Source organism: Acinetobacter zhairuonensis, assembly GCF_022601715.1.
Lineage (GTDB): Bacteria > Pseudomonadota > Gammaproteobacteria > Pseudomonadales > Moraxellaceae > Acinetobacter.
In genome coordinates, this window is record NZ_JAKVIM010000010.1 from 33463 (window position 1) to 52012 (window position 18550).

At 39.7% G+C, this 18550-nt stretch carries 13 protein-coding genes; 6 read left to right on the forward strand and 7 right to left on the reverse strand.

Annotation, left to right across the window (positions count from 1 at the left end; genetic code table 11):
- The first annotated feature begins 3 nt into the window (after window positions 1-3).
- On the forward strand, window positions 4-342 hold the full coding sequence (gene fdx, locus MKI85_RS09475; RefSeq protein ID WP_241627179.1) for an ISC system 2Fe-2S type ferredoxin: 339 nt from the start codon (window positions 4-6) through the stop codon (window positions 340-342).
- A 90-nt stretch (window positions 343-432) separates the two neighbouring features.
- On the opposite strand, the gene MKI85_RS09480 is transcribed toward fdx, so the two are convergent.
- The 4 genes from MKI85_RS09480 to MKI85_RS09495 all read right to left on the reverse strand — a co-directional run bounded on the left by MKI85_RS09480 (window position 433) and on the right by MKI85_RS09495 (window position 6600).
- The gene (locus tag MKI85_RS09480; RefSeq protein ID WP_241627180.1) at window positions 433-1839 is read right to left on the reverse strand and encodes an adenylate/guanylate cyclase domain-containing protein; all 1407 of its coding nucleotides are present in this window, start codon (window positions 1837-1839) and stop codon (window positions 433-435) included.
- A 120-nt stretch (window positions 1840-1959) separates the two neighbouring features.
- Window positions 1960-2394: an HIT domain-containing protein gene (locus tag MKI85_RS09485; protein ID WP_142768650.1), complete on the reverse strand. Its 435-nt coding sequence runs from the start codon at window positions 2392-2394 to the stop codon at window positions 1960-1962.
- A 223-nt stretch (window positions 2395-2617) separates the two neighbouring features.
- Window positions 2618-6076: a transcription-repair coupling factor gene (gene mfd, locus MKI85_RS09490; RefSeq protein ID WP_241627182.1), complete on the reverse strand. Its 3459-nt coding sequence runs from the start codon at window positions 6074-6076 to the stop codon at window positions 2618-2620.
- A gap of 167 nt (window positions 6077-6243) precedes the next feature.
- On the reverse strand, window positions 6244-6600 hold the full coding sequence (locus MKI85_RS09495; RefSeq protein WP_241627184.1) for a hypothetical protein: 357 nt from the start codon (window positions 6598-6600) through the stop codon (window positions 6244-6246).
- A 762-nt stretch (window positions 6601-7362) separates the two neighbouring features.
- On the opposite strand from MKI85_RS09495, the gene putP reads away from it, so the two are divergent.
- Window positions 7363-8874 carry a sodium/proline symporter PutP gene (gene putP / locus MKI85_RS09500; protein ID WP_241627186.1) on the forward strand — a complete coding sequence of 504 codons (1512 nt, stop codon included), beginning with the start codon at window positions 7363-7365 and terminating at the stop codon, window positions 8872-8874.
- A gap of 49 nt (window positions 8875-8923) precedes the next feature.
- Here putP and MKI85_RS09505 read toward each other — a convergent pair whose 3' ends face one another.
- Entirely contained in the window at window positions 8924-9415 is a 492-nt protein-coding gene (locus MKI85_RS09505; protein WP_241627188.1) for an Lrp/AsnC ligand binding domain-containing protein, read from the reverse strand.
- A gap of 118 nt (window positions 9416-9533) precedes the next feature.
- On the opposite strand from MKI85_RS09505, the gene putA reads away from it, so the two are divergent.
- The 3 genes from putA (at window position 9534) to MKI85_RS09520 (ending at window position 15055) form a co-directional block, all read left to right on the forward strand.
- Window positions 9534-13283: a trifunctional transcriptional regulator/proline dehydrogenase/L-glutamate gamma-semialdehyde dehydrogenase gene (gene putA / locus MKI85_RS09510; protein ID WP_241627191.1), complete on the forward strand. Its 3750-nt coding sequence runs from the start codon at window positions 9534-9536 to the stop codon at window positions 13281-13283.
- A 222-nt stretch (window positions 13284-13505) separates the two neighbouring features.
- Entirely contained in the window at window positions 13506-14588 is a 1083-nt protein-coding gene (gene trmA / locus MKI85_RS09515; protein WP_241627193.1) for a tRNA (uridine(54)-C5)-methyltransferase TrmA, read from the forward strand.
- A 239-nt stretch (window positions 14589-14827) separates the two neighbouring features.
- The gene (locus MKI85_RS09520) at window positions 14828-15055 is read left to right on the forward strand and encodes a hypothetical protein (protein WP_026441170.1); all 228 of its coding nucleotides are present in this window, start codon (window positions 14828-14830) and stop codon (window positions 15053-15055) included.
- Between the two features lie 66 nt (window positions 15056-15121).
- On the opposite strand, the gene MKI85_RS09525 is transcribed toward MKI85_RS09520, so the two are convergent.
- Window positions 15122-15823: a phosphodiester glycosidase family protein gene (locus MKI85_RS09525; RefSeq protein WP_241627195.1), complete on the reverse strand. Its 702-nt coding sequence runs from the start codon at window positions 15821-15823 to the stop codon at window positions 15122-15124.
- Between the two features lie 197 nt (window positions 15824-16020).
- On the opposite strand from MKI85_RS09525, the gene MKI85_RS09530 reads away from it, so the two are divergent.
- Window positions 16021-16557, forward strand: coding sequence for a lecithin retinol acyltransferase family protein (locus tag MKI85_RS09530; RefSeq protein ID WP_241627198.1), 537 nt, complete (start codon window positions 16021-16023; stop codon window positions 16555-16557).
- 148 nt (window positions 16558-16705) lie between these two features.
- Here MKI85_RS09530 and MKI85_RS09535 read toward each other — a convergent pair whose 3' ends face one another.
- Window positions 16706-18430 carry a glutamine--tRNA ligase/YqeY domain fusion protein gene (locus MKI85_RS09535; protein ID WP_241627200.1) on the reverse strand — a complete coding sequence of 575 codons (1725 nt, stop codon included), beginning with the start codon at window positions 18428-18430 and terminating at the stop codon, window positions 16706-16708.
- Window positions 18431-18550 lie beyond the last annotated feature (120 nt).

The following is an 18550-nucleotide window of genomic DNA, read 5'->3' on the forward strand; positions in this document are numbered from 1 at the left end:
ATTATGCCACGTATTAAAGTACTTCCACATGCGCAATTCTGCCCAGAAGGTGCTGAGTTTGAAGTTGAGAAAAATGCAAACTTATGTGAAAGCTTGTTGAAAAACCATATCAAAATCGAACATGCATGCGATATGTCATGTGCATGTACGACTTGTCACGTGATTGTACGTAAAGGTTTTGATAGCCTTGAAGAAATGAATGATGTTGAAGCAGATTTATTAGATCGTGCTTGGGGTCTAGAACCTGACTCACGCCTTTCATGCCAAGTTGAAATTGTAGATGAAGATCTTGAAATCGAGATTCCGAAATACACCATCAACCATGCTTCAGAAAACCACTAAGCTGAAATAATAAAAAACCACGCAATGCGTGGTTTTTTTACAACTGAAATCTACTGAACTGTAAACAACAGCTTATAAGTATTTTCAACTTTAATGCGTATGTGTATTTTCAACTGGCTGAATAACTTCATCTTCTAGTTTAAGTTTTACAATACCTTGCGAGTTGGTTAATTTCTGTTGAGTTTGGATTCGCTTAATCATCTTGTCTAATACTGTAATCAGTTCTGGGTATTCAAAGTTCTGCACTTCATCCAGATTCAACAATAGATGAAAACCTTTATATTCATAGTCGAACCAGCGTTGATAATCCGTTTTCTGAGAAGTGTATTTTTCCATCACCTGCCAAGTTCTTACAGGTCCCTGAATCCCTTTAAGGTAAATTGGAGATTTTGGAGCGCATAGATAATCACTTTTAATTAAATTATACGTATCATCAGAAATTAAAATTTCATCTACCGCTGCGGCACTTTGCAAGCGTGCAGCCAAATTAGCATCACGACCTACAATGGTATATGCCATTCGATGCGCCGCACCATAATTTCCAACGTGGCAATAACCTGTACTAATTCCCATACGAATATGCAATGGCGGATAACCCATTTTAATCCAACGTTCACGTAACAATTTCATTTGTTGACGCATCACCATTGCCATTTCCACACAGGTTTTTGCATCCTGCTCGACACCCTGCGTGTTTGGATCACCAAAGAAAATCAGTATGGCATCGCCCATAAACTTATCAACCGTGCCTTCATATTGCTTGGCAATTTCGGTCATATGACTTAAATAGTCATTCAGTAAATAAGCGAGATCGTCTGGAATTAGTGTTTCAGAAAGCTCAGTAAAACCTTGAATATCGGAAAAAAAAACCGTCATTTTTTTACGTTTATATTCAATTTTGGCTTCCGACTCACCCTTCATGATTGACTGCCAAAGCTGCAAAGGCGCATAACGACTCAGTTGGTTGGCAAACTCCATATAGCGGTTCATCTGGTTATAGTAATATTCGCGCTTGGAGTGGATATAACGGATTCGACGGCTTTGATAAATAATACCTACACCAAAATAGGTAATTAAGCACAAAAATGAAAGTACCGTCAGCTCTGTTGAGGTATGTTCAAAATATTCACCAAAACCAAAAATGAAAATATTGCTGAAATAAAAAACTGCAACCCCAAACACGCAAGTTAGCATGGCTGAGAAAAAAGAGACTTTGGTATTAATAGAAGAAAAAATCACTGCAAATATTGCAGTAAAAGTTAGTACCAGACTTAAATGAACGGCAGATAGCATTACCGCAATGACAATCACATCAATTGCAAATAATGTATTCCGCTTCGCGTGATAGCCAAACTTAAACTCCAACCAACTCGAGAGCTTTGGCAAAATTAATGCCACACATCCGAATAAAATTGGGACATAAATCTGATATTTGGTTTCTGGTGATGTGTAGTGATAAACAACTAAAAGTAGAGATAGCATTGCATAACCCATCATCCGATGAAGATATTCAAAATGCTTAGGGTCCCTATCTATCCAATTGCTTAATGATAGCACTACCTACTCCAGAACCAGAATCTAATCACAATTCATCCATAAACAAATGATTTGCTAGGATTAATCCATGCGCCAGTCAAAAGGCATATCCCCTTGACCACGTAGAGCAAGCATTAATGTCTGACGCATATGCGCAAGAACTTCATTGGTATATGGAACTGCTGGTGTGCCCCAAACTGGTTTAGGCCATGCCACATCGTTTTGGTAACGCACTACGTGATGAAAATGTAACTGAGGTACCATATTACCTAGAGCAGCAACATTCATTTTATCGGCACGGAATACACGCGCCAGCTGGCTAGACAACCAACTTGATTCACGCAAAAACTGTTCCTGATCCGCCTGACTTAATTCATATAATTCAGTCACACCTGGAACACGCGGAATAAGAATGAGCCAAGGAAACTGCATATCATTCATTAAACGACATGTAGAAAGCGGAAAATCGCCTACAAAAAACGTATCTTGAGCAAGTTGTGGATGCAAACTAAACATATCTTTATAAATGATGCAAAATTAGAATGATGGTTAATACTATCACATCAAACTAGAGCTGAGTATTCTCTAAAAGGTGTTTCATTACAAATAAAATACTATTTGATTTGAACTCGATCACATTTAGCACTTTAATAATTTTTCTAAATAAATCAATTGCTTCTTTGGCTCTCATTCCAATCTAACTTTTAGAAAGTCAAGCCAAAGAAGTAACTTTACCGACCTAATTCAACTCTTTAATCAAACTTTCCAGTAAATCATTGATAAATTGTATTCTTTTTTGAAAATCATCCAGCATTACCATGACTTTCAACCGCTGCCCTCCTTCCATACGGAAAAAGGTTGGATGCTTTTGCATCATATTGATGATGCTCATGGCTTGGACAGGTGTATCTTGTGAGAATTCGATATGACCACCATTAGTATTAATATCAATTTTAGTAATACCTAACAGCTCTGCTTTAAGTCGCAACTGATGTACCGCAAATAGCTGCTTCACTGGCTGTGGAGGAATACCAAATCGATCAATCAATTCCATGCGGATATTGTCCAATTTTTCTTGGGTATCTGTATTACTAATACGTTTATAGAACATAAGACGCTGATGTACATCTCCCAAATATTCATCGGGAATTAATGCTGGCATATGCAAGTTGATTTCAGCCGTTAATGACAATGGCGCATCAAAATTAGGTGTTTTACCTTTTTGAATGGCCTTGGTCGCCTTTTCTAGCATTTCCATATATAAGCTATAACCAATCGCTTGCATGGAGCCACTTTGCTGTTCACCCAACAATTCACCAGCTCCCCGAATTTCTAAATCTTCGGTCGCCAACATGAAACCCGCACCTAAAGTTGCAGCCCGCTGAATTGCATCTAGACGTTTTTCTGCATCACCTTTCAAACCTTTCAGTGAAGGCACTAATAAATACGCATACGCTTGATGATGAGAGCGTCCGACACGCCCACGCAATTGATGAAGCTGCGCTAAACCAAGTTTATCGGCACGTTCAATTAGAATGGTATTGGCATTCGGGACATCAATCCCCGTTTCAATAATGGTCGAGCAAACTAAAACATTATATTCTTTATGATAGAACTGCTGCATGACTTGCTCTAGTTCACGCTCACGCATTTGTCCATGTGCAACAGCAACACGCGCCTCAGGAACCAGCTCACGCAAACTCTCAGCGGCGCGTTCAATAGATTCCACTTCATTATGCAGGAAGTAAACTTGCCCACCACGTAATAACTCACGCAGTATCGCCTCTTTGATCGACTCTGAAGTATGTTCTTGAACAAAGGTTTTCACAGCCAAACGACGCGCTGGTGGCGTAGCGATAATAGAAAGATCACGCATCCCACTAAACGCCATATTCAGGGTTCGCGGAATTGGTGTTGCAGTCAGTGTCAGCATATCGACATCTGCGCGCATCGCTTTAATACGTTCTTTATCTCGCACCCCAAAACGATGCTCCTCATCCACAATCATCAAACCTAGGTTTTTAAATTGCACGTTTTCTTGCAGAATCTTATGCGTCCCGACCACTATATCGACTTTACCATCAGCCAAATCTTCTAGGGTTTTAAGATGAGTTTTACTTGAACCAAAGCGAGACAATACTTCGATTCGGACTGGCCAATCAGCAAAACGGTCTTTGAATGATTCATAGTGTTGTTGAGCCAATAATGTGGTTGGAACCAAGACTGCGACTTGCTTGTTATTTTGTACTGCAACAAAGGCTGCACGCATTGCCACTTCGGTTTTACCAAAGCCCACATCACCACAAACTAGGCGATCCATTGGTTTCGCCAATTGCATATCATGCAAAGTGGCTTCAATCGCATTGGCTTGATCAAGCGTTTCTTCATAAGCAAAACCACTTACGAACTGCATATACAAGCTGTGGTCTAATTCAAAACTAATACCCGGTTTAGATTGGCGTCGTGCTTGTATGTGCAATAATTCTGCAGCGACATCATGTATTTGCTCTAAAACCTTACGTTTGGCTTTATTCCAAGCATCCGTACCAAGTTTATGTAATGGCGCGAGATCAGGATCACCACCACTGTATCTGCTAATCAAATGCAGATTTGTCACGGGTACATAAACTTTGGCGGCATCTGCATAATCCAGTTGCAAGAACTCATGCTCTTGGTCATCAATACTAAGGGTAATTAAGCCGGCATATCGCCCTACACCGTAATCAATATGTACTACTGGCGCACCAATACTCAGTTCAGTCAAACTCTTAATCAGAAATTCTTCTGAAACTTCTTGCTGACGCTTACGACGTCGCTGTACTACACGATGTTCATACAGCTGATTTTCAGAAATGACACTCAGTTGACCACGTATGACTAAGCCACGATCCAGTGGTGCATTGGTAATGGCAATTGCCTGTAAAGACTGCTGAAAATCCGCAAAGCTTTCTACATTTGGAATATCCCCTAAAAATGGGCGTAAAGCATCTTTTAAGGTTTCACGTCGACCTGCACTTTCAGCAACCAACAATACTGGATGATTGACTGCATCCAAATACTGCTTAACCGCATGAAATGGTTTTTCCTGTTTTGGGTCAACTGCCAAACGCGGTGGTATTTCGGTATCTAAATTAATTGCGCCTGCACGATCTTCGACTGTTTCTGAAGAGGCAATGATGCGCGCAAATTTATTAAGCTGTTCCAATACGAGGTTTGGCGCCAGAAATAACTCGTCTGGTGGTAAAATGGGATGATCTACATTATGTCGACGATCTTCGTAACGACGAATTACTTCCTTCCAGAAGTGTGCCAATCCTTCATCTAGACCATTATCTGTAATGACAATGCCATTCTGTGGTAAGTACGCCATTAAGGTACTTTGATTCTGCATCAGTGCTTTATCAAAAAATAACGGCAGATAGAATTCAATTCCTGGCGAAGCAATCCCTTCTAATACATCTTGATAAATTGGATTCTTTTTCGGATTTGCAGTTGGAAAGCTTTCTGCATATCGATCTCTGAATAATGAGCGTGCTTCTTTTAATGGAAACTCTTTCGCAGGCAGTACACTAAATTGCTCTAGGTTTTGGGTCGTGCGCTGAGTTTCAGGATCAAAGAATTTTAGGCTTTCAATTTCATCATCAAAAAGATCAATTCGTATTGGTGCATTTTGTCCTGAAGCAAAAATATCCATAATACTGCCGCGGACAGCAAACTCTCCATGATCATAAACCGTATCAACTAAATGATAGCCTGCTTGAATGAGTCGGAGCTTTTGCTTCTCAATATCAAATTTTTGTCCGACCTGAATATCGAAATGTTCACCCAACACCCATGAAGTTGGTGCAACACGTTGTGCCAACGTAGAAGCTGAAACCAGCAAGACACCTTGCTGCGGCATATTGGATAAAATAGCTAATCGCTCTGAGACAATATCTTGATGAGGAGATAAGCGATCATAAGGCAAAATTTCCCAATCTGGAAAAATAGTCGGCTTTACCCCATAGAACTCAAGCTCACTTTCCAATTGAGCTAAATGCTGACTATTGCGAGCAACAAGTATAAAGAGTTGTTTATGTTGTTTTGAGATTTCATTAAATAATAGTGCAGCTGCTGAACCTTGTAATTGTCCGATCCAGCGTTTGTCACCTACTTTTAATTTAGACAGATTAAGTTGAGCAATTTCTTGTTGGAACATGTAGATCGCTTTTAGAGATAAGTCACTTAGTTACAATCTTATCATGAGGCTAAAAGCCAATAAAATTTTTATACAGTTGCTCAACCATGAATATGGGAAAGTCTTTTACCCTACTACCGATCTAAGGCAGATAATCCTTCTATAAATTGCTATATATAGTTAAAAAATTATTTCTCACGAATAAAGTTGCGGTAGTAGTCATTCAGCTTTTGCACAATTCGCTTAAACTGTATAAGCTTTTCTTCTGTATTTTCTAAACGAGCAACGAATTTCTGTTGAGCGATTTCCAAATCTACTTTTTCATTGATGAGCATGGAGGCATAGTAAAGTGCTTGCAGATCATCAAACTTTGTTAAGCGTCGATTGGAATAATACTCTAAGCGCGCTGACAATTCCTGATTTAAGATTACGCCATCTACAATATAGCCCTGCTCTGGATCAAACTGAATTGCATGCTCTTGTAAATAAGTTTCTTCCTCTTTCGCTTTCGAACTTTTAAATACATTTTTAAGCTTATTTAGCATCAGCACGCTTTCCTAAAGAATTAAAGCTACATTATATAATGTAATTAGAACAAACCTATCTACTTATGCATCTGTTGAAATCTACCTTTCAGAAAGATTCTTGTAATTAGCACTATGTAACATCCGTGTCCTCAACTTTTATTCTAACTTTAGTCATTTACATAAAATGTATATAGCACTTACTTCAATTACGCGCATAATTAAGAAAGAATATTCAACACTCCGAGATATTCTTGATCCATCAATACAATAAAAAAGGAGAATTGAGACTTTGGTAGCCAGATTTAGAGTAATAATCCAGCAATACTTATAAGCACTTTAATATCCATAAAACACGGTGAATTTTGGACTGACTTTCAAAACAATATTTTGATCAGGAGACCACCCAACCATATCAAACTGAAATATATGAATTTATTTATATTTAACTAGACTTCTAATTGTTAAGTTATGTAAATATGGTTTTAGGATTTCAAAATCATCTATAAAAATGGATGTTTTTTATTCATATTTATAGAAAGTTCACATTATAAATGGAAATATTCAAACAAACTAAGCACATCACTTAAACTGACTAGATTCTTTTGTCATTTTTAGTTTTGTAAACAAAATTACATTTCGCTACACAAGATGACTACAAACACCCTAGAAATGTAACAGTAAGTAATTTTGCTTTTATGTTTGAATCAGCTCCTCGCTATTGCAGCTCAAAAAATCATCTCGGACAAATGGATAGATGGTTTTAGGACAAAGGATGGGCATATGAGTCAAGTGAACCCTACATTAATCACCTTTATTTTTTACATTATCGCAATGGTCGGTATTGGCCTATATGCCTATAAGGCAACTTCAGATTTCTCTGACTACATTTTGGGTGGACGTAGTCTTGGAAGCGTTGTAACTGCTCTTTCAGCAGGTGCATCTGATATGAGTGGCTGGTTGCTAATGGGTTTACCAGGAGCAATTTATCTCTCTGGTCTCTCTGAAGCATGGATTGCCATTGGTCTAATTATCGGCGCGTGGTTAAACTGGCTTTTAGTTGCAGGACGTTTACGCGTTCATACTGAATTCCAAAATAACGCACTTACATTACCAGATTATTTCACTGGTCGTTTTGGCGATAAAAAACGTATTTTACGAATTATTTCAGCATTCGTTATTCTGATCTTCTTTGCTATCTACTGTGCATCAGGCATGGTTGCTGGCGCTCGTTTATTCGAAAGCTTGTTCGGATGGGACTACTCTACAGCTCTTTGGATTGGTGCTCTCGCAACAATTTCTTATGTATGTATTGGTGGCTTCCTTGCAGTAAGTTGGACTGACACATTCCAAGCAGGCTTAATGATTTTTGCCTTATTGTTAATGCCAGTAATTGCTTACCTTGCAATTGATGATCATAGTCAACAATTTGGTGTTTTGCTTGAAGCCGCTCGCCCACAAGCAGCGAGTATGCTGGAAGGTTTAAGTACTGTTGCTATTTTATCGTCAATGGCATGGGGCTTAGGCTATTTTGGTCAACCACACATTTTAGTTCGCTTCATGGCGGCTGATTCGGTAAGAACTATCCCTGCTGCACGCCGCATCGGTATGGCTTGGATGATTTTATGTCTTGGCGGTGCGGTTGCTACGGGCTTTGTCGGTATTGCTTACTTCCAGCAACATCCAGAATTTGCAGCTGCTGTAACTCAAAACCCTGAAACTATTTTCATGGAATTAAATAAGATCTTATTTAACCCATGGGTAGCAGGTATCATTCTTGCTGCAATTCTTTCAGCGGTCATGAGTACTTTAAGCTGCCAGCTTTTGGTATGTTCAAGCACGCTTACTGAAGATTTGTATAAATCATTCATCCGTAAAAATGCATCTCAAAACGAGTTGGTTTGGATCGGTCGTTTGATGGTTGTGTCTATTGCTATTCTTGCAATTACGATTGCTCAAAACCCAGACAGTAAAGTATTAGGCTTAGTTGCATATGCTTGGGCTGGTTTTGGTGCTGCATTTGGCCCATTGATTATCTTATCTTTGTTCTGGAAGCGTATGACACTCAACGGTGCAATCGTAGGTATTCTTGTCGGTGCAGTAACTGTAATCGCATGGAAAAACCTCTTGGGCCACACTGGTGTGTACGAAATCATCCCTGGCTTCATCTTGTCATTCATCAGCATTATCGTGGTGAGCTTACTTGGCAAAGAACCAGAGAAAGATGTAGTAGAGCGTTTTGAAAAAGCTGATGCTTTCTACAAGAGTGAAATGGCTGAAATGAAGAACAAATAATTGATCTTCAATACAGCAAATGAATAAAGGGGCTTATGCCCCTTTATTCTTATCTGCTCTTCTTAATTTTTAGATTGAGCTTAGCGCTTTCTTTGATGACTTCCATCACCGGATAGCTTCGGGTTTCTTTAATACCTGGTAACTGCCACAGTACCTGCCCCGAAATTTTACGAAACTCTTCCATGTTGGCGCAGCGAATCTTCACAACAAAATCAAAACCACCACTGGTCATATGACATTCGACAATTTCTGGATACTGCATAACCGCTTCGCAGAACTCATCTAATACATTTGGCGTCGTTTTATCGAGTAAAATCTCTACAAAGACCACAAAATTTGAATTCAGCATCGCTGCATTCAATTTGGCTTCGTAACCAAGAATAAATCCATCTTTGCTTAGCTTCTGTACCCTTGCAAGCACAGCCGTAGGAGATAGATTCACCTCTTCAGCCAATTTAATATTCGATATTCGTCCATCGTTCTGCAGAATATCTAAAATTTTAATATCCGTTCGATCAAGCGATAAAATTTGGCTAGACATCTGAATTAATCTCTAAAAATAAGGGAAAGTATAGTGAGTTATTCGGGTTTATTTCTGTGATGATTAATTATATACGGCAATTTGCTTAACTCAATCTTTTCAGTCACAGGAAGTTGGCATGAATACGATCATCTCCTCTATTGATGAAAACAAACCTCATCAAGACTATATTACACTTTTCAAAGAAAAGACCGCTTACGAAACAGAGATCAACACCGCTTGGCGCCGTGCCGAATCAGAATGTGTTGAAAATCTACTTGAGCATAGCAAAATTTCAGATGAATTGAATACACGTATTCAAGATCTAGCATTTAACCTTGCACATACTTTACGTGAGCGTAAAAGTTCTGCAGGTAAAGCAGGTATCGTACAAGGCCTATTACAAGAATTCTCTTTATCTTCTCAAGAAGGTATTGCGCTCATGTGCCTTGCTGAAGCGTTATTACGTATTCCTGATACTGCCACACGTGATTTACTCATCCGTGACAAAATTAACCAAGGTAACTGGAAAGACCACGTTGGCCAAAGCAACCTGATGTTCGTTAATGCCGCTGCGTGGGGCTTAATGTTAACAGGTATGCTCATGGATACACCTAAGCAAGCTAGCCTGTCTAGTATGCTTACTGGCTTAATTGCTCGTAGTGGTCGTGGCATCATCCGTAAAGCCGTTGACGTTGCAATGCGTATGATGGGTGAACAGTTCGTTACTGGTGAAACCATTAAAGAAGCGTTAAGCAATGCTGAACGTCTTGAAGATAAAGGTTTCCGTTATTCATACGATATGTTAGGTGAAGCAGCGTTAACCGATCACGATGCTGAACGTTATTATGATGATTACACCAATGCGATTCATGCGATTGGTCAAGCATCTAAAGATAAAGACGTTTATAGCGGTCCTGGTATCTCTATCAAGCTTTCTGCGTTACACCCGCGTTACCAACGTTCTCAAACTGAACGTGTACACAACGAACTTTATACCAAAGTTCTTGAATTAGCGCGTTTGGCAAAAGGCTATAACATTGGTTTAAACATCGATGCTGAAGAATCTGAGCGTTTAGAACTTTCTCTAGAGCTTTTAGAGCGTCTTTGCTTTGAGCCTGAATTGGCTGATTGGAAAGGTATCGGCTTTGTTATTCAAGCGTACCAAAAACGTTGTTTCTACGTTGTAGATTATATTGTTGATCTCGCGAAACGCAGTAACAAGCGTCTGATGATCCGTTTGGTGAAAGGTGCATACTGGGATAGCGAAATCAAGAAAGCACAAATTGAAGGTATGACGGACTACCCTGTATTTACTCGTAAAGTACATACAGACTTGTCTTATATCGCATGTGCACGAAAATTATTGGCTGCACCAGAGCAAATTTACCCTCAGTTTGCGACACATAATGCTCAAACTGTAGCGACAATTTACGAATTGGCAGATCCTGCGAAATATTACGTTGGTCAATACGAATTCCAATGCTTACACGGCATGGGTGAACCTTTATACGAACAAGTGGTTGGTCCAAAATCTGAAAATAAATTGGATATCCCTTGCCGTATTTATGCACCAGTAGGTACGCATGAAACTTTATTGGCATACTTAGTCCGTCGTTTACTTGAAAATGGTGCAAACACATCATTTGTAAACCGTATTGCGGACAAGAGCTTGAAGATTCAAGACCTGATCGAAAACCCGCGTGAATCAATCTTAACTTCTGCGAAACAAGAAAAAGCGGTTGGTTTAAAACACCCTGCTATTCCATTACCACAGAATTTATATGGCGCATTACGTCAAAATTCTTCTGGCGTAGATTTAGCGAATGATAGCGAATTATTAAGTTTGGACAAAAAAGTTCAAAGCCTGATGTCGCAACAATGGGCTGCTGAATCAATGGGTCCTGGTTTAGCTGAAATTACTGCTGCAGCTGAAGTTGCTGTAATCAACCCTGCTGTACATAGCGACAAAGTTGGTTCTGTTAAAGAAGCTTCCGCTGAACACGTAAACCTAGCATTAACAAATGCTGCAAATGCACAAGCAGCTTGGGTAAATACACCGAAAAATGAACGTGCTGCATGTTTAAACCGTGCTGCCGACATTATGGAAAGCCGTATCCAAGAGTTGATGGTGTTGTTATGCCGTGAAAGTGGTAAAACGTATGCCAATGCGATTGCTGAAGTCCGTGAAGCTGTAGATTTCTTACGTTACTACGCTGCACAATGCGCAAACTTAGCGACTAATGCTCAAATTGAGTCTTTAGGTACAGTATTGTGTATTAGCCCATGGAACTTCCCATTGGCAATCTTCAGTGGTCAGATTTCTGCTGCGCTTGTTGCGGGTAACACGGTTATTGCAAAACCAGCTGAACAAACGCCACTTATTGCATCTTTAGCGATTCAAATGCTTTGGGAAGCTGGTGTACCAGAAGCTGTTGTACAGTTAATTCCTGGTCGTGGTGAAACTGTTGGCGCGCAATTAAGTGCTGACCCACGTATTCAAGGCATCATGTTCACGGGTTCTACTGAAGTTGCGAAAATTCTTCAGAAAACTGTAGCTAAACGCTTAGGCACCAATGGTCAACCGATTCCGTTAATTGCGGAAACTGGTGGTCAAAATGCCATGATCGTCGATTCATCTGCATTAACTGAACAAGTTATTCTAGATGTTGTGAACTCGGCTTATGACAGTGCTGGTCAACGTTGTTCTGCTCTTCGTATCCTTTGTGTACAAGAAGACAATGCTGAAAGCGTAATTCGCATGTTGAAAGGCGCGATGCAACAGCTCAATGTCGGTAATCCTGCATTGTTAAAAACTGACATTGGTCCTGTAATTGATTTGGAAGCACAAACCAACATCCAAAACCACATTCAAAAAATGCGCGGTAAAGGTTATGCGGTTCACCAATTCATGCACAATGACTCTGCTGATGCGAGCTTGACTCAAGGTACATTCATTCCACCAACGTTGATTGAATTGCCAAACTTAAACGACCTTGAACGTGAAGTGTTTGGTCCTGTATTACACGTAATTCGTTACCCACAAGGTAATGTGAAAGCTGTAGTGGATCAAATCAACGCTAAAGGCTACGGCTTAACTATGGGTCTACATACACGTATTGATGACACTATCAACACTGTCATTAGCACATCTGAAGTCGGTAACTTGTATATCAACCGCAACATCGTTGGTGCTGTTGTTGGCGTACAACCTTTCGGTGGTGAAGGCTTGTCTGGTACTGGTCCTAAAGCGGGTGGTCCGTTATACCTTTACCGTTTAATGCAAGAATGCAGTGCAAAACAATTAAGCACGCCATTTGCGACAGGTAAAGTATTACAAGCTGCTCCAAAAAATGAAGTGTACGAACAGTTCAGCGCTTGGGTGAAAAAACAGTTCCCACAAGTGAAATTGCCTCAAGTTCCTGCGCTTGCTTCTGGTCAAGTGTATGAATTAAATGGTCCTACAGGTGAAAGCAACCAATATACAATTGTTGCACGTCACTGCGTATTGTCTCTTGCAGAGCAAGAACAAGACCAATTGGTTCAATTGAATGCAATTTTTGCTGTAGGTAGTAAAGCAGCTGTACTTGCTGACAATGTATTTGCATTGAAACACATGTCGACTATGCCTAAAGTCGTTGCTGAGCAATTCAAAGTGATCCAAAGCATTGCGACTGGTGATTTTGATGCGATTCTGCACCACGGTACAACAACTCAAGTACTTGAATTGCAGAATACTATCGCACAGCGTCCAGGCGCGATTGTCGGTATTACTCACTTACAGCCTGCTGAACAAGAAATTCCTGTTGAGCGTCTTGTGATTGAACGTGCAATCAGTATTAACACTGCTGCTGCAGGTGGTAATGCCAGCTTAATGACCTTGAACTAAGGTTTAAAGCATCCTGTTAGGGGCATATATTTCCCTTACCAAGCCATTACTGGTCTAATGGCTTGGTTTCTTTTTATTTAAGAGAAGCATATTTTCTCTGGATTCTTCTAACTGTTAGCCAGTTCTTTAGATTTTCATACAGAGTTGCTGAATTCGTTTAGTCTTCTTCAGTAAACTTTGTTACCATCCCTGTTTTCTACGTTATATAATTTTTGACTGCATATGACTTCATCTTATCAGCAACAACTTGATGCCAAAGTTGAACGTATTTCTGCGCAATTTGCCGAATTCAATCCCCCATCTCTTGCGGTGTTCGCATCACCAGAACAACATTTTCGTATGCGTGCAGAATTTCGTATTTGGCATACTGATGACGATATGTTCTATGCCATGTTCGAACGCAATGAACAACAACAAAAACAAGTGATTCGTATTGATGAGTTCCCTATTGCTGATGCCAGCATTAATCAACTCATGCCTGTACTCTTGGCCGAACTGAAAAGTGACGAAGCTTTATCGAAACGCTTATTTGAAGTGCATTTCTTAGCAACGCTAAAAGGTGAAGTGCTGGTTTCACTGATTTATCGCTGCCCACTTGACGAACAATGGCAAACATTAGCTAAACACCTGGCTGAAAAACTCAAAATTAAAATTATTGGTCGTAGCCGTGGTCAAAAAGTTGTGCTGTCTGATGAATTTGTGGTTGAAGAACTCCAAGTTTTTGAGCGCAAATATCAATATAAACAAATTGAAAGCAGCTTTACCCAGCCAAATGCTCAAGTCTGCCAAAAGATGCTGGAATGGGCATGTGATGCAGCTGAGCAATCTTCTAAAGACTTATTAGAACTTTATTGCGGCAATGGTAACTTTACCTTGCCACTATCTACGCGTTTCAATCGCGTATTGGCGACAGAATTAGCGAAATCTTCTGTCTATGCAGCGCAATGGAATATCGAACAAAATCATATTGATAATATTCAAGTGGCTCGACTTTCAGCAGAAGAGTTTACTCAAGCCTATAATGGCGAACGAGAATTTAGACGCTTACAAGAAGCACAGATTGAAATCAGCAGTTATGATTTTGATACCGTATTTGTCGACCCACCACGTGCGGGTATTGATGATGAAACACTGAAACTATTACAACGCTTTGAACGCATCATCTATATTTCATGTAATCCAGATACCTTACATGATAATTTGAAGCTGCTTACGCAAACCCATAAAGTCACTCGTTTTGCCTTGTTCGATCAATTCCCATATACCCATCATGTTGAATCTGGTGTGTTACTGGAAAAATTGTAAGATTTATTTAATCGTTTGAAATTTATCCTCAAGCTATTTAAAACAATAACTTGAGGATTTTTATTTAAAATAAAGCATTTAATTTCACCTCAATTTCATCCTTGTCATAAATCCGTTAATTTAGCCCTTTATGATTGAAATTTTGCGTGTTTAACTGCTGCTTTTATCACTCATGATGTCTTGCATTATTCACAGAATTGGCTATATTTCGTTCTATGTTATTCATGAATGAAGGCTCTATGAGTTTTTGGCAAAAATTGTTTGCTGCACCGCAGCAGTTGAATGAGCATAAAAATCAAATCGCGTGTGTCGAGAACGATTGCTCATGCAAAACAGATGAACAACTGTTAAAGGCTCTTGCTCAAGCCACAGATGACGATGTCATTATTGGTATTAAACGTGTTTTAGCCTCTCGAGGTTACAGCCGCAAAGAGCTGAACGAAATCACCCGCTCACCATTACAGTGATGCAGATTTCGACTTTAAGAAGCATTGGGATGACCAGTGCTTTTTTATTGTCCATCATTTTTGTTCTTAATCACAACTCTGATCTTCTATATACGCCAGCATCGGTCCAAAAGGACTACTCTGAGTATTTATAGCCTGCTCCGCCAGATAAACAGCAGAAATCGAGCCATCCAAATATAAAGCCTGTTCTACGCCTAAATCCGCCTGCATAAAACTTGCCAAGGTATAAAAGTTTACCGCTTGCTCAGTAATGACAAAAAATAGCACCTGATCTTTTATTCCCACGGCGTTACGTATTTTTTGTGATCTACTTTCTGCCATGAAAATGGGATTTATTTTCCGATTGGACACTAACATTGGTCCAGACTGAGTTGCATAATCCGCTTTGAATTTGCGTTTCGCATATTGAGAAGTGCTTAAAATGACTGCCTGTTTAGCATTCCAAACCAATACCCCATTCGGTTGTAAATAGAAATTTCCCCAACCACGATGTCGATTCAATGGAAATAGCTTTTTTCTCTTTTCAATATATAAGCCTACAGGATGGTAAGTGTAGTGAAACATACCCGCATTCATTGCAAATGCCATCTGCTCACAAGCTTTTAATTGAGGCGGGATTTGGCTGAAATAATTCAGAGCTGCTTGATTCCCTTGCTTGTTTAGCAATAAACGAAGCTTGGTTAAATCATAAACCTCGACTACGGTGTACTTCAGATCATGATACTGCCGTGTATAGCTTGTGACTTGAGCCAATAAATGCACGGACATTAGGCTACCTATCAGTATAAAGATCAGTTGTAGCACTCGCCTTAATCTTCTATCCATGTGAATTACTATACGTTAATCACTTATCTCCTATTTTATTGCTTTTTGTAGCATTCGCACGCAACTACTCGTCTATCTCCATAATTTTGCGAATACTACATGCTACTATAGGCCTGTAGTTTTATTCCTTTAGCATAGCAATGCCACTTCAGAAAAAACGATTTCCGGTTGGAGCACATCTAGTTGTAAAACACTTCGCCTACTCTCATCATGGGATATATATCGGGCGTGGTCGTGTGATCCATTATTCAGGCTTTGCCCACCTCTTTAAAAAAAGACCGATAGAGATCACGACGCTAAATGAATTCTGCCATGGCAAAAAAATTGATGTGGTTGAATATCAACATCCCAAATATTCTGGACCTAAAGTCGTACGCCGTATGCGTTCACGCATGAAAGAAAACAACTATCATTTGATTATTAACAATTGTGAACATCTGTGTACTTGGGCAATTACAGGCATAGAAAGTAGCCCACAAGTAGTACGCATGATGAACCGCTTAACTACCATTGGCTATGTCAGCTCAATTATGAGTTATATGAATGGAATGTTGCTCACCATTACCACCACCTGCTTTGCACTCGCCCTGTATATCAAAAAGAAATTACGCGATAAGGCTAAAATGCAGAGACAAACCTATTTGTTCTTCAAAGATCAGGAACATAAAAATCGTTAAGTTAGTGCACTATAGATTTCTATTTTGCTGATTTCTAACCCTCCATAATATTCGATCGCATTTTTAAATATTTTTTTCAAGAAACAGTAGAGATTAAAAAAGCCCCTCAACTTAGCGTTCAGGGGCTTTTATATTTCAAATCAGGTTTTTATTTGCCTGGTTTAAAACTGTCTTTTAAATCTAAAATACGGTTAAACACAGGTTTCTCTGTCGTATGATCATAACGATCTGCCACAAAATAACCTTCACGTTCAAATTGGAAACGTTGTTCAGGTTCTGCTTGCGCCAAAGCCGGTTCAATCACGGCTTGCACAACCTGCAAAGAGTCTGGATTTAAATTCGCTAAGAAATCATCGGTTGCATCAGGTGCAGCTTCAGTAAATAAACGGTCATAGATACGCACTTCCGCAGGAATACCTTTACTTGCAGACACCCAATGAATCACGCCTTTCACTTTACGACCTTCAGGGTTTTTACCTAAAGTTTCTGGATCGATCGAACATTTCAGCTCAACCACTTCACCGTTTTCATCCTTAATGATTTCATCACACTTGATCACATAAGCATGACGTAAACGCACTTCACCTTCTGGTACTAAACGCTTGAAGCCTTTTGGCGGGATTTCTTCAAAATCTTTACGGTCAATATAGATTTCAGACGTTAACGGAATAACACGCTCACCCATATCTACGTTTGGATGACGCGCATGCACCAAGTCCAATGCTTCTGGTAAGTTAGTTAAAGTCACTTTCAGTGGATTCAAGACAGCCATACCACGACCAGCCGCATTTTCAAGCGATTGACGGATACAGAACTCAAGCATTGCGACATCAACAATACCATCAGTCTTAGACACGCCCACACGCTTACAGAAATCGCGCAAACCTTCAGGTGTAAAACCACGACGGCGCATACCTACAACCGTTGGCATACGTGGGTCATCCCATCCATTGACAAAACCACCTTCAACCAATTTACGTAATTTACGTTTTGAAGTAATGGTGTAGTCAATATTTAAACGACTAGATTCGTACTGACGCGGAACAGCTACCGAATGAACTTTCTCAATCACCCAATCATAGAATGGACGGTGATCTTGGAATTCCAAAGTACATAATGAGTGCGTAATGCCTTCAATTGCATCAGACAATGGATGAGCATAGTCATACATTGGATACATTTTCCACTTGTCACCTGTTTGATGGTGTTCAGAATGTAAAACACGGTAAAGAATTGGATCACGCATGTGTACATTTGGAGACGCCATGTCAATTTTGGCACGCAACACCGCTTCGCCTTCTTTGGTTTCACCATTACGCATTTTTTCAAAGCGTTCTAGGTTTTCAGCAACAGTGGCATCACGGTAAGGTGAGTTTTTCCCCGGTTCAACAAAGTTACCACGGTTTAATTTAATTTCTTCTGGTGACTGCAAATCGACATAAGCATCACCTTGTTCAATCAACTGTACTGCCCATGCATACAATTGGTCGAAATAGCCTGATGCATAACGTGGTTCATCTTTCCAGTTAAAGCCTAACCATTTCACATCGTTAGCAATACCATCTACATATTCTTGCTCTTCGGCATCTGGGTTGGTATCGTCAAAACGCAGATTACAATAACCATCAAATTCTTCTGCAACACCAAAATTCAAGCAAATTGCTTTGACATGGCCAATATGTAAATAACCATTCGGCTCTGGCGGGAAACGCGTTACTACCGTTTGCGTACGTCCTGATGCTAAATCATCCGTAATGACTTGTCGTACAAAATCCAAGCCAGGCTGTTGTTCTTGCTGCGCAGCATCGACAGAGGCATGATTACTTGGTGTCGGGTTATTCGGCAGAGATGCAACAACATCATTTGGCTTCATAGTAGATAGATCACTTCTAAAAATAAAAAACAGGATATTTTAAACGCAATTTCAGTATTTTTAACAAAGAAATGTACGTTTTTACTTGCCTTGTAGTTTACAGTTTGCTTATGCTTCTCT